Annotated in this window: 17 protein-coding genes; 2 read left to right on the forward strand and 15 right to left on the reverse strand. The window is 33.0% G+C overall.

All coding sequences use genetic code 11. The features are described 5' to 3' along the window. Positions 1-25: 25 nt before the first annotated feature. From ispE to metG, 6 genes are all read right to left on the reverse strand, one after another. Positions 26-874 carry a 4-(cytidine 5'-diphospho)-2-C-methyl-D-erythritol kinase gene (gene ispE, locus LQ622_RS14205; protein ID WP_204168354.1) on the reverse strand — a complete coding sequence of 283 codons (849 nt, stop codon included), beginning with the start codon at positions 872-874 and terminating at the stop codon, positions 26-28. A gap of 148 nt (positions 875-1,022) precedes the next feature. Further along, entirely contained in the window at positions 1,023-1,286 is a 264-nt protein-coding gene (veg, locus tag LQ622_RS14210) for a biofilm formation stimulator Veg (RefSeq protein ID WP_025905575.1), read from the reverse strand. 99 nt (positions 1,287-1,385) lie between these two features. After that, positions 1,386-2,276: a 16S rRNA (adenine(1518)-N(6)/adenine(1519)-N(6))-dimethyltransferase RsmA gene (gene rsmA, locus LQ622_RS14215; RefSeq protein ID WP_204255765.1), complete on the reverse strand. Its 891-nt coding sequence runs from the start codon at positions 2,274-2,276 to the stop codon at positions 1,386-1,388. Positions 2,277-2,280: 4 nt separating this feature from the next. After that, entirely contained in the window at positions 2,281-2,823 is a 543-nt protein-coding gene (gene rnmV, locus LQ622_RS14220; RefSeq protein ID WP_037590321.1) for a ribonuclease M5, read from the reverse strand. A gap of 54 nt (positions 2,824-2,877) precedes the next feature. Then, positions 2,878-3,642: a TatD family hydrolase gene (locus LQ622_RS14225; RefSeq protein ID WP_025905578.1), complete on the reverse strand. Its 765-nt coding sequence runs from the start codon at positions 3,640-3,642 to the stop codon at positions 2,878-2,880. 21 nt (positions 3,643-3,663) lie between these two features. Further along, the gene (gene metG / locus LQ622_RS14230) at positions 3,664-5,664 is read right to left on the reverse strand and encodes a methionine--tRNA ligase (protein WP_204259031.1); all 2,001 of its coding nucleotides are present in this window, start codon (positions 5,662-5,664) and stop codon (positions 3,664-3,666) included. A gap of 232 nt (positions 5,665-5,896) precedes the next feature. Between metG and LQ622_RS14235 the strand changes: the two genes are divergently transcribed. Next, on the forward strand, positions 5,897-6,172 hold the full coding sequence (locus LQ622_RS14235; RefSeq protein WP_025905580.1) for an AbrB/MazE/SpoVT family DNA-binding domain-containing protein: 276 nt from the start codon (positions 5,897-5,899) through the stop codon (positions 6,170-6,172). A 65-nt stretch (positions 6,173-6,237) separates the two neighbouring features. On the opposite strand, the gene rsmI is transcribed toward LQ622_RS14235, so the two are convergent. Genes rsmI through LQ622_RS14280 form a run of 9 tightly spaced genes read right to left on the reverse strand, consistent with a single transcriptional unit; the run spans position 6,238 to position 12,574 of the window. Next, positions 6,238-7,080, reverse strand: a complete 843-nt coding sequence (rsmI, locus tag LQ622_RS14240; RefSeq protein ID WP_232194144.1) for a 16S rRNA (cytidine(1402)-2'-O)-methyltransferase — start codon at positions 7,078-7,080, stop codon at positions 6,238-6,240. A gap of 1 nt (position 7,081) precedes the next feature. After that, the gene (locus LQ622_RS14245) at positions 7,082-7,330 is read right to left on the reverse strand and encodes a GIY-YIG nuclease family protein (RefSeq protein ID WP_126476452.1); all 249 of its coding nucleotides are present in this window, start codon (positions 7,328-7,330) and stop codon (positions 7,082-7,084) included. Continuing rightward, on the reverse strand, positions 7,323-8,051 hold the full coding sequence (locus tag LQ622_RS14250; RefSeq protein ID WP_239763464.1) for a tRNA1(Val) (adenine(37)-N6)-methyltransferase: 729 nt from the start codon (positions 8,049-8,051) through the stop codon (positions 7,323-7,325). The genes LQ622_RS14245 and LQ622_RS14250 overlap by 8 nt, the downstream gene beginning before the upstream one ends. Positions 8,052-8,102: 51 nt before the next feature. Further along, positions 8,103-8,435 (reverse strand): DNA replication initiation control protein YabA, encoded by a 333-nt coding sequence (gene yabA, locus LQ622_RS14255; protein WP_025905584.1) that lies wholly within the window; start codon positions 8,433-8,435, stop codon positions 8,103-8,105. Positions 8,436-8,449: 14 nt separating this feature from the next. Continuing rightward, complete coding sequence (locus tag LQ622_RS14260) at positions 8,450-9,256, reverse strand: PSP1 domain-containing protein (RefSeq protein ID WP_239763466.1); 807 nt, start codon at positions 9,254-9,256, stop codon at positions 8,450-8,452. Positions 9,257-9,260: 4 nt separating this feature from the next. Continuing rightward, positions 9,261-10,187 carry a DNA polymerase III subunit delta' gene (locus LQ622_RS14265; RefSeq protein ID WP_239763468.1) on the reverse strand — a complete coding sequence of 309 codons (927 nt, stop codon included), beginning with the start codon at positions 10,185-10,187 and terminating at the stop codon, positions 9,261-9,263. Between the two features lie 52 nt (positions 10,188-10,239). Further along, the gene (locus tag LQ622_RS14270) at positions 10,240-10,569 is read right to left on the reverse strand and encodes a cyclic-di-AMP receptor (protein WP_025905587.1); all 330 of its coding nucleotides are present in this window, start codon (positions 10,567-10,569) and stop codon (positions 10,240-10,242) included. 33 nt (positions 10,570-10,602) lie between these two features. Continuing rightward, positions 10,603-11,223: a dTMP kinase gene (tmk, locus tag LQ622_RS14275; protein ID WP_159316304.1), complete on the reverse strand. Its 621-nt coding sequence runs from the start codon at positions 11,221-11,223 to the stop codon at positions 10,603-10,605. Between the two features lies 1 nt (position 11,224). Further along, positions 11,225-12,574 carry an aminotransferase class I/II-fold pyridoxal phosphate-dependent enzyme gene (locus LQ622_RS14280; protein WP_239763470.1) on the reverse strand — a complete coding sequence of 450 codons (1,350 nt, stop codon included), beginning with the start codon at positions 12,572-12,574 and terminating at the stop codon, positions 11,225-11,227. Positions 12,575-12,681: 107 nt separating this feature from the next. On the opposite strand from LQ622_RS14280, the gene LQ622_RS14285 reads away from it, so the two are divergent. Continuing rightward, positions 12,682-13,047 carry a GNAT family N-acetyltransferase gene (locus LQ622_RS14285; RefSeq protein WP_126476447.1) on the forward strand — a complete coding sequence of 122 codons (366 nt, stop codon included), beginning with the start codon at positions 12,682-12,684 and terminating at the stop codon, positions 13,045-13,047. The last annotated feature ends 110 nt before the right edge of the window (positions 13,048-13,157 follow it).

The raw sequence follows: 13,157 nt of genomic DNA on the forward strand, positions 1-13,157 counted from the left end.
CTATAATCGTTCGCATTCCTCAAAGCTATCCGAGCAGTCTCGCGATGTATACATCGTTACAACACCCCATCAAAGCATTATATACTTGCTTAGCTTGTCTTTCTTTTTGAACAAAGCCATATATAGTCGGGCCACTGCCACTCATTAAAGCAGCATCTACACCAGTATTACTCATAGTGTTCTTCAATTTCTCAACTTCTGGATACAGCTGCATCGTGACTTTTTCAAGACTATTGCCAAGCGACTGACACATTGTGGCATAATCGTTATTTTCGATTGCTTTAAGACACGCTTGTGTTTGTACTTCATCCTTGTTTTCTAAATCTAATGCGCCGTAAATTTCAGGCGTTGAAACGCCTATATCTGGTTTCGCGATAACGACCCATGCTGAAGGTGGTTTAGGTAAGTGCGTAATTTTCTCACCTCTACCTTGGCATAAAGCAGTTTTTCCATAAATACAAAACGAAATATCTGATCCAATTTCCGAAGCCAACTCACTTAATGTTTCTAAAGATTCGTTAATCCCCCATAATTCATTCAAACCTCTAAAAGTAGCGGCTGCATCACTTGACCCACCAGCTAAACCTGCTGAAATCGGTATGCTTTTTTCTAATGAAATCTTCACACCTTTTTCAATATTGTATCTATCTTGCATCAACTTCGCTGCTTTATATGCTAAATTTCTATGATCACTTGGTACAAAATTATGTTCTACATCAATAATAATTTCACCATCGTCTCTACACTCAAATGTTAATCGGTCATTTAAGTCGATGGTCGTCATAATCATTTCCACTTCATGATACCCATCTTCACGTTTATATAACGTATCTAATGTTAAATTAATTTTTGCTGGTGCAGTTTCATAAATCATATACTTGCCCTCTCTAAAACTTATTATTATGATTTTACCATAAATAAAAGTTAGAAAGTATTAGCTTTATTCTATTTTTTGGCATAATAAAAAACCCTACGCCATATCACAGTCATATCGCGTAGAGTTTTTTATTAAATACCTTTAATTATTGAACGATGAATTCCTCTTTATGTTCATTCATAAAAGTTACTTGGACATTCTCAGTTAATACATCAGTGTATGTATAAGATACACGCTCAAAATTATGTTTCTCTTGATCTAATTCGACCACGAAAACTGATGGATACGTTTCCTTAAGCACGCCACTTCGCTCAATTAACTTCTTACGTCCTCCATTAGCTTTAAGTACAATACGATTTCCTAATTGACATTCCAATATTTTTTTGATGTCTACTAAAGTCTTCGGCATATTGACCCACCTCGCTATAGATAAAATTATACTACGAAAGCGGATTTTTGTCAAATAAAATTTAAATTTTATCAAGTTGATAAAGCAATGTCAATATATTTACATAGATAAATTCGGGTATTTTTTCAAATTGTTACAAAGATGTGCATATTCTTGTATTGTTAGCGTTTCACCACGTCGCTTAGGGTCTATGTTTGAAGCATTTAGCCATTCGACGATTTCATCTTTATGCAGTTTGCCATCTTTAATTGTATTAATATAATTGTTTAAAATTGTTTTTCGTCTTTGTCCGAAAGCACCTTTTGAAAGCTTGAATAGTAGTTTCTCATCATCTACTTCGACGATCGGTTCAATACGTTTCGTTAATTTAATAACGATTGAATCAACATTCGGTGGTGGCATAAAGACAGTCTTCGGGACGACTAACACACGTTCAGTTTCAGTGTAATACTGACAAGCTATTGATAATGAACCATAACTTTTACTACCTACTTCAGCGTTTAAGCGTTCTCCTACTTCTTTTTGCATCATGACAACATAGCCATCTATTGGTAAATCATTTTCTAGTAAATTCATCAATATAGGCGTCGTAATGTAATAAGGTAAATTAGCAACCAACATAATTTTATCGCAGTCTTTTAAGTGTGTTTCAATTTCTTGTTTAACGTTGGCTTTCAATATATCTTCATTTACAACTGTTACATTGTCATATGGACTTAACGTATCTTCTAATACAGGTATTAATCTTTGATCAATTTCAAAAGCCAACACTTTCTTTGAAGCTCTCGCTAATTGTTCAGTAAGTGAACCCATTCCTGGTCCAACTTCAATAACACCTGTATGCTCATCTATATCACTAGCAGAAATAATTTTTTGAATAATATTTGTATCGATTAAAAAGTTCTGACCTAAACTCTTTTTGAATTTAAATCCATATTGATCTAATAACGCTTTTGTACGTTTAGGTGTTGCTATATCTTTATCGTTCATCGTGTCACTCCTCTTTATATCCCAGTGCTTCTTTTACATCTTTCTCAGTATAACCGAAGGCATTTAATTTGTTTAGCAATTGTTTGCCATTTGAATGGCCTATATTTAATTTACTGCATAGTATTTCGCGTTTTCTTCTTGCGTCTGGTCCTATAATTAATCCAAGGTCAATTAAGACTGCTTTATCAATTGTTTCAATGTCCGCTTCTAATGGAGAACTTACATTTGTAAGTGCATCTTTAATTGTTTCAATTGAAGCATGCTCAACGCCTATTTTTCCTCTTTTATTTTTAGCTTTATCTCTTGGTATAAATGCATGTTTCACACTAGGGATATACTGCTTGATTGTATTTCTAATTTTATCACCTGGGAAATCTGGGTCAGTTAATACAATGACACCACGTTTTTCATGCGCTTGTCTTATAACTTCTAGTGTTTCTTTTGATATTGCTGAGCCATTTGTTTCTATCGTATCGCAATCTACTGCTCTTTTAACATTAACTGTATCATCGCGTCCCTCAACAACAACAAATTCATTTATCTTCATATTCATTTCCTTCTTTAAAGATGCCCCAAAACAACCGTTTTGGGGCATCATATTTTATAATTTAAATAATCTTTCAGCATTTTCTGTAGTAGCTTTACATACTTCCTCGTAAGAAATACCACGCAATTCAGCAATTTGTTCTGCAACAAGTTTTACACGCGCAGGTTCGTTTCTTTTCCCTCTATAAGGGTGAGGTGATAAGTATGGTGCATCTGTTTCAACGAGTAATCTATCTAACGGTACATGTTGAGCTACTTCTTTTGGTTGTTTCGCATTTTTGAACGTGACAGGTCCACCCAATGAAATATAGAAATTCATTTTAAGTATTTCATCAGCTATTTCGTTTGAGCCACTGAAACTATGCATAATTCCGCCAACTTCACTTGCATTTTCTTCTTTTAAGATATCAACGCAATCTTGAGTTGCTTCTCTATTATGAATAATAATCGGTAGTTGAACACGTTTCGCTAATGCGATTTGTTTTCTAAATACTTCTTTTTGGATATCTTTAGGTGACTTGTCCCAGTGATAATCTAATCCCATCTCACCTATACCGATGATTTTTGGGTGTTTAGACAATTCTTCAATCCATTGTAGGCGTTCTTCCGTACAATCAATTGCATCAACAGGATGCCAACCTATAATGCCATATATAAAATCATACTGGTCTATTAATTTCATCGTTCTTTCAATTGTGTTCGTGTCGAAACCAACAACGAACATTCTATCGATACCTTCTTCCAAAGCTCGATCGATTACTTCTTGTAAATCTTCATCGTATTGATCCGCATTTAAATGGACGTGTGTATCTATTAACATTCGAATCTTCCTTTCAGTACTTTACTTAATGATAGATCCGTTTTGTATTGCATTTGGTAAACCTACTAAAGTAAGTGTGCCGTCTTTCTCAGCTGATAAAATCATACCCTCTGATAATTCACCACGTAATTTGACTGGTTTTAAGTTCGTAACGACCGCTACTTTTTTACCAACAATATCTTCAGGTTTATAAAATTCAGCTATACCTGAAACAATTTGTCTCTTTTCGTTACCTAAATCTACTTTTATTTTTAAAAGTTTATCTGATTTTTTCACATAGTCTGCACCTGTAACAGTAGCAGCTTTGATTTCTACTTTATCAAATTGATCAATTGTGATTTCTGGTTTAGATGGTACTACTTCTTCCTCAGCAGTTTCAGCTTCTTCTTCAGATGATTCTGCAGTCGTTCCACCTTGCATAGAATCTTTGATGAACGCCACTTCTTGTTCTACATCTAATCTAGGGAAAATAGGCTCAGGCTTTTCAATCACTTTGATATCTTGATCAATAGCGCCATATTGTTCGATACTTTCAAATGTATCAAGTTTACCTTTTTCTAAGTTTAATTGACGGAAAATCTCATATGGTGCATGTGTTAAGAATGGACGTAATAATACTGCTGCAAATCTAATGTTTTCAACTAAGTGTATCATGACATTTTCTAGCATTTCACGTTCATTTTCATCTTTAGCTAATACCCATGGTGTTGTTTCATCAATATATTTGTTTGTACGACTAATCAACTTCCAAACTTCTGCTAAAGCAACTGAGAATTGCATATTTTCCATTGCTGAATAGAATTTATCTTTAGTATCTAAAGCCATTTGTTCCATCTCTTCATCTAATGGGTGTAATTTGCCTTTATATTTAGGAAGTACGCCATTAAAGTATTTATTAACCATTGCTATTGTACGATTTACTAAGTTACCTAAGTCATTAGCTAAATCGTAATTTGTTCTTTCAACGAATGCTTCAGGCGTAAATACACCATCTGCGCCAAATGGTAATTCTCTCATGAGATAGTATCTTGTTGCATCTAAGCCGTATTTATCAATTAAGACGTTCGGATCTACAACATTACCTTTAGATTTACTCATTTTACCGTCTTTCATCAAGATCCAACCGTGAGCAAATTCACGTTTAGGTAAAGGTAAGTCTAAAGCCATCAATAAGATTGGCCAAATAATTGAATGGAATCGAACAATTTCTTTAGCCATTAAATGCACATCTGCTGGCCAATATTTTTTAAATAGCGTGTCGTCATCTGATAAATAACCTAACGCAGAAATATAGTTCACAAGTGCGTCAATCCATACATACACAACGTGTTTAGGATTAGAAGGTACTTTAATACCCCAATCAAAAGTCGTTCTAGAAATCGCTAAATCTTCTAGACCAGGTTTAATAAAGTTGTTGATCATTTCATTCTTACGAGAAATAGGTAAAATGAATTCCGGATTTTCATCGAAGAATTTAAGCAAACGATCAGCATAGTTATCTAATTTAAAGAAATAACTTTCTTCTTTCACAAGTTCTACTTCATGACCTGAATCTGGACTCTTACCACCGACGATTTTGCCATCTTCATAAACTGGATCGACAAGTTGTGTTTCAGTGTAATATGTTTCATCTGGTATTGAGTACCAACCTTCATACTCACCTAAGTATATGTCACCTTGTGCTAATAACTTTTCGAAGACTTTTTCGACAACTTGTTTATGTCTTTCTTCAGTAGTTCGAATAAAATCATCATTAGAGATGTCTAATTTTTTCCATAAAGATTGGATACTTTTAATAATGCCATCTAAATATTCTATTTCAGATAAGCCTGCTTCTTTAGCTTTTTCTTGTATTTTTTGACCATGTTCATCTGTACCAGTTAAATAATGAACATCATAGCCTTGTAACCGTTTATATCTAGCAATTACATCACCAGCAACCGTAGTATACGCATGACCTATGTGTAAATTCCCGCTCGGATAATAAATCGGTGTCGTAATGTAAAAAGTCTCTTTCGTCATCAGCGTTTCCTCCTAATATCTTATCTATATAATATACCGAAAATTAAGCATTTTTTCAATATTACCTGATTATGGTATAGAGATAACAATTGTTTTATATTTCAAAAATTAAACGTATGCAATATATTGTTTTATTGACATTTTCTTCAATTCATATTAGTATACTATTTATATAATTGTCGAATGAATGTCGAATTAGATAATTATGGTTTTATTAAACGGAGGTAAAAAGATGAAATCAACTGGAATCGTGCGTAAAGTAGATGAACTAGGCCGTGTAGTAATTCCTATCGAATTACGACGCATATTAGACATTGCTGAGAAAGATGCTTTAGAAATTTATACAGATGACGATAAAATTATCTTAAAGAAATACTCACCTAACATGACTTGTCAAGTTACTGGAGATGTTTCTGAAGACAATTTTGTTTTAGCTGATGGTAAAATTGTCTTAAGTAAAGAAGGCGCTCAGCAACTAATTAACGAGATTGAGAAAAAATCAAAATAATAAAAGCTGCATATAAAAAAAGGAAATTTAAAGTAAACGATGTACTTTAAATTTCCTTTTTTTGTTTATTCGTCAATATGATACGCTTCGTATACATCTCTTTTTTTCATTTTTCTATCTACCGCTACTTGTTTGATAGCATCTTTAGATCTCATTTGATGTTCATTTATATAAATTTCGACATGTTGAACGAGATCCAAGTCTTCCCACCAATTATCAACTTGTGTCGATTCATCGGCACCTTCAATCAAGATGACGAACTCTCCTTTTTGAGGTATACGCTCATCTGATAACATTTCTTCAATAACCTTTATTTGATTCGTTTCCACTTGTTCAAATTTCTTTGTAAGTTCTCTTCCAATTGCTACTTTTCTTTCAGGATCAATTTCAGCTATTGCTTGTACCGTCTGTTTAATTCTATAGGGTGACTCATAAATCATAGATGTTGATTCTCTCGTCATCCATTTTTCCAATACATCATGTTTTTCTTTCGCATGTCTAGGTAAAAATCCTAGAAACACAAATTTATATGATGGTAATCCACTTGTCATTAATGCCGTAATAGCCGCATTAGGTCCAGGAATCGTTTCAACACGATAACCATTATCCCTAACTTGATTCACAAGTTCATAACCAGGATCACTTATACAAGGGCAGCCTGCATCAGAAACGAGCGCAATATCTTTGCCATCTTCTAATAATCTCAATATTTGCTCAGATGACTTATCTTTATTGTGTTCATGGTAAGACTTAAGTGGCGTTTGTATTTCATAATGCTGACAAAGCTTGCCTGTAACACGTGTATCTTCACAAAAGATATAATCGACTTCTGTTAACATTCTAACCGCACGATAAGTGATATCTTCTAAATTTCCGATTGGGGTTCCTACTAAATATAATATAGACATACTACCCCTCCTTAATAAGCGCTAATTTTTGTTTTCTACTTAACTGTTTTAAAGCATATTCTCGTTTTAAAGCTTCGGATTTATTATCGAATGTCTCATGATATACAAGTTTAACAGGGCGTCTCACTTTAGTATATTTAGCACCCTTACCTTCATTATGGACTTTTAACCTTCTGTCTAAATCTGTCGTATAACCAGTATATAACGTTTGATCCTTACACTCTAATATATATGTATAATGGTTAGCCATAATATACAACCTTCATTTCTTTTGAATAATCTCCATTCTCCTCATAAATATAAAATGGTTGTTCAACTTTCAATCCTGCTTGACCACCACTTCTACCTTCAACTAAAATCGTAACCGCTTCTTTCTTATTAGGTGTGCTATATACCATTCTTAATCTTTTAGGTTCGATTTTATATTGTCGAAATGCGCTTAAGACATCCATCAGTCTTTCCGCTCTATGGACCATTACAAGTTTACCACCTTGCTTTAACAAATGCTTACTTGCTTTTAAAACATCATCTAATGTGCAGTATATTTCATGTCTCGCAATTTTATGTGCTTCCTTTTGATGTTGCATTTGTTGATTTTCTTTAAAGTAAGGTGGGTTTACGGTTACAACATCAAATGTTGAAGGATGATATGAGGTTGATACATTCTTTAAATCCATTTGATTGATAGATATTTGGTCTTCTAATTGATTATGAGCTATCGTTCGTTTAGCCATATCCACTAAAGCCTCTTGAATTTCTACCGCTTCAATACTAGCTTGAGATTTGTGTGCCAATAACAAAGGAATAATGCCATTACCAGAACATAAATCCATTACTTTATCTTTATTTCGTACCTTTGTAAAATCTCCTAATAACAATGCATCTGTTGAAAATGAAAACACATCATCATTTTGAATAATTTCAAATTCTTCTCTTAATAATTGGTCGAGTCTTTCTCCCGAATTCAACATTTAAACACCTCACTTAAAAAAATCAGGCATATAGCATGCCTGATTTTCTTATTATCTATTCAACACTTCTAAACAAAATAAACAATCTTGTCCTTGTCTGTGTTTACCAAACAATTCTCCTCGACAAATATGAAAACCTTCATGATATAACATTGCTAAGTTATCTTTACTTTGAAGTGGCTTTAATTTCTTGTTTGGCTTTTTCTGTTGATTGTCTTCACTTGTTTCCATTACACGCTTCAAACTTTCATTCTCCATTTGAAGGGCAACATTGTCTTCGACTAATTCAACTGCCTGGTTTTTCAACTTTTCCATATGTTCATTAATTTGCTTAAGTTCATTCTCTAATGTCATAATCGTTTCAAACAACTCGTCCCTATTCACAATATAATCCTCCCTTATGAATGGACTTCAAGTAATTCATCAAGTTTATAATCAAAGAGTTGTTCGAAACCTTTCACTTTAACTTGCATTGTTATATCTAAAATATTTAATCCGACAACTTTGCCGTCACCTTCTGGCGTGACAACAGTTGTACCAATATCAGGCAATTCATTTCTAACTTCTTCATAATAGTCATTTTCGTATTTTAAACAACACATTAAACGACCACAAGCACCTGATATTTTAGTTGGATTTAATGATAAGTTTTGATCTTTAGCCATTTTAATTGAAACAGGTTCAAAATCACCTAAAAATGTTGAACAACATAACGAGCGACCACATGGACCTATACCGCCAAGTAATTTCGCTTCGTCTCTCACACCAATTTGTCGTAACTCAATTCGTGTTTTTAATTCATAAGCTAAAGATTTTACTAAAGTTCTGAAATCTATTCTATCATCAGCTGTAAAATTAAAGATGACTTTACTTTTATCTAATGTATATTCACAATTAACAAGTCGCATATCAAGCTCGTGAGTCGCTACCAACTCTTTACATAAAGCTAAAGCATGGTCTGCATCCTTTAAATTATCTTGATATTTTTGAATATCAGTTTCTGTTGCATGACGGATAACTTCTTTCAATGGTAAGACAACATCATCTTTACCTACATGGCGATTTGTTAATTTAACTTTACCAAGTTCAATACCACGTTTAGATTCAACGACAACTAAGTCATTTTCTTTGAAACGTTCCCCATTTGGTGAGAAATATTCTTTCTTCCCAGCTTTTTGGAATTGAACACCAATTATTTCATACATTTAATCACCTCTTCCCATTTATAACCATTTGTTCTAATACTAACGTTGCATTAACGTTTTGCGCTAATTTACGGTTTGCTTCCGTTATAACTTGTATATAATTCGAAATGTCATTTAAAGATAAATATTGACTGACCTCTCTAATTTCCACTTCTAAATCTGGATATGCCTTTATCGTATCTATTTGAATTTTGGCATGTAATAAATCTTGAAAATAAGCATTCAAGCTATTTAAAAATAATTGCTGTAACGGGCGTGTATTAGCAATTTTTATGCAATCGATCAAATAAATCATTGCCATCTGTGTATCTTTGACCATCAATTCAGCAAGTTTCGTTACAGTTTTTCTAAGCTGTACAAACAATTGTTCTTCTGTCAGAGCAAGTGCTTCTTCTTTATCAGAAGTAACAAAACTCAATGTATGCGCAATTGCAGAAGAAATACCAGACAGTTTTAATTCTTCTATATAATTTTCTTTAGATGCAGGTTTAAAATGAACAAGTTGGCATCTTGAATGTATAGTTGGCAATATTTGATCTTTCTTGGTTGTCAGTAACAGGGCAATTGTATTTGGAGGTGGTTCTTCCAAAAATTTAAGTATACTATTTTCACCCTGTACTGTTAGTTTATCAAAAGCTTCAATAATGTAAACTTTATATTGGCTTTCGATAGGTTTTTGATTCATTTTTCTGAGTAATTCTTCTATTTGTTGTTTCTTTATCGTCGTTTCATCTGATTGAATATATACAAAATCAGGATGATTAAAATTTTGAACTTTAACCACACAACTTTGTTCTGATTCACATAATATTTGTTCAGCAAAATATAAAGCTGTAGATTTCATTTCAAACATATTATCTCCCTCAAATAAATAAGCATGAGATAATTGTTGTGCACTTAATAAATGATCAATCTCTTTGGTTAATTGCATATTTTACGCTCCTTGCAATAAAAAAGCTGCTCAAACGGCAGCTCATCAGTTCTTAAAATTGATGGAATTGTTCAATTGGCATAACGAATACAGTTGCGCCACCTACTTCAACTTCTACAGGGTAAGGAATATAAGAATCCGCACTACCGCCCATTGGTGTGATAGGTGAAACAAGTTGTTCACGATTACCACAAGTTCCATCGATAACACGTAATAATTCATCTACACGTTCATCTTTGACACCGCATAAGAATGTTGTATTTCCAGCTCTTAGAAATCCACCAGTTGTTGCAAGTTTAGTGGCTCTAAAGTTTTTTTCTATAAGTGCTTCTGACAAGTTTTGACTATCTTGATCTTGGACAATCGCTATTACCATTTTCATATCTAAACACCTCTTTATTTATTATATCATATTTTAATCTTGTTTCAGATATTTTACTATCGTAGAATATGCATCATCTACAACCTTTTCTAATGGTTGCGTGGCATCAATTACTTTAATTCTATCTGGATACTCAGCAATTAATTTTTTATAACCATCTGTAACTTTGTGATGAAATTCTATTTTTTCTTTATCCAAACGATTCGCATTACGTTGATTATCTTTAATTCGATTTAACCCAACTTCAGCAGGTACATCAAAATATAATGTTAAATCAGGATAAAGGTTATCAATCGCAAATTCATTAATTGCCTTAACTTCTTCTACCCCAATTTCACGTGCGTAACCTTGATAACTTAAAGAACTATCAACAAATCGGTCACATAATACCGTTCCACCTTTATCAAGTTGAGGTAATATTTTCTCCACTAAATGTTGTCTTCTAGCAGCAGCAAAGAGCAGTGCTTCTGTTCTTTCATCCATGTCGTCATCACTATCTAACAACAAGTTTCTAATCGCTTCGCTTATTTTGATACCACCTGGCTCTCTAGTCAGTAAAATATCATAATCTTGATTTAACTTTTCATAAACTTTATGTATAACCGTCGTTTTGCCAGAGCCTTCTGGACCCTCAAACGTAATAAATCGTCCCATTTTATTGTTCATCCTTTACCTTGATTTGCTTGTTTAATATACCTTCCACTCTACCACCTCTATCAAGCCATTGTAAAAGAGAATCCACTATTTCTTTACGAATATTTTCTCCTTTTAAAATGACTGGTATACCTGGTGGATAAGGCACAATATCTTCAGCAGCAATATAGCCATATGATGTATTCAAGTCCATCATTTTAGTTTTTTCAATATTGTTGTATCTATACATTGTACTATCTGTTTCGTATGGTAATTTAAATTGTACTTCCTCTTTAAGTTGATGCTCAACATTCACTTTAATATTTCTAACGCGATCAATCATATCTTCAAATGGGAACTTATCTGATTCATGCCATAATGGTAAGACTAATAACACAAATTTATAATCACATAACTCTACATAGATATGCACATCTTCAAATAGTTTTTGAATTTCAAATCCGCTTAATCCTCTATAAGAAACAATTAATTTAAGAGGGTCCTCTAGACTCCCCACTTCAAATCCAACATTCTCCATCGTTTCAATGAATGTTTGTCTATTATATTTGAATCTTTGATCATCAAACTGCTTATAAAATTTTTCTGCACTTTCTAAACTAGCCATAATGAGATATGAAGGACTAGATGTTTGTAGCATCTTCAAATACTGTTGAATATTTGATTTTATTTCTAAATCCTCTCTCATATATAGAACAGAACCCATCGTCAAGGCCGGTAATGTCTTGTGGTAAGACTGCACGACTATATCAGCACCATAAGTCATAGATGAATTAGGGAAATATGAACTAATACCAAAATGTGCACCATGTGCCTCATCTACCAATACAGGAATTTGATGTTCTTTTAAGATTTTAATACTTTCTTCAATATCAAATGTTTCACCATAGTAATTAGGATAAGTAAAAATAGCTAATTTAATATGATTCAAATCTAAATCCCTTAATGAAGCTACACCATTATATTTATTCGTCTTATCTGATATTGTCATAGGCATAAACTTAGCATCTTGCTTCGTTAAATTCAAAGCATTAAATACTGATTTATGCGCATTTCTAGGAATTAATACTTCCCCATCTAAATGTGCCACTGCATAAATTGCAGATAGTATTCCAACCGTTGTACCATTAACGAGATACTGCCCATAATAACCAGGATACCTATTCAATTCAGACATACTCATCTTTATACAAAATTCTGGTTGATGCAAATCATCAAGCCCAGTTATTTCAGTCATATCCATAGCAAGATTTATTTCATCTAAATAACCAATTGTATGATTATGATGCCCTGGAACATGTAGTGAAATGGCATCAAGACTATTTAGAGATTTTAATTTTTCATTAATATTCATAAGGCTACCTCTTAATTTTTAGTCTTTATCATTATATCAATGATAAAGTCCAACGTCATTCCTGTAATAATTAAAATAAGATATACTTAAAAAAAGGAGTGAATAAAATGTTTATTAGAAATGCAATTGACACAGATATACAATCCATTAATGAAATTGCTCAACAAGAAGGTTGGAAAACATTCAGTATTGAAAAAATCCAACAATTGCTTATTACATCTCGTATTATTGTAATAGAAGTAAATAATGAGGTTGTTGGTTATACTAGATTATTAACAGACGAAACTGTCACATTATATATTACAGAACTCGTCGTTACAAAGACTCATAGAAAGAAAGGATATGCTAAAGCACTAATTGACTATTTATTAGCACAATATCCATCTGTTCGAATAGAATTATTATCAGAGAACAATTCTTTTTACGAGAAATTACATTTTAGAAATATTGGAACTGGCTATAGACTACCTTAAAAAATCACAAAAAAAAGAGACCTAACAGGTCTCGAGTGCGGCTCATCGCATCCATTTATAAATATTTGCCCGGCAACGTCCTACTCTCGCGGAACGTAAGCCCAACTACC

It is taken from the genome of Mammaliicoccus sp. N-M50 (assembly GCF_022386995.1).
Lineage (GTDB): Bacteria > Bacillota > Bacilli > Staphylococcales > Staphylococcaceae > Mammaliicoccus > Mammaliicoccus sciuri_A.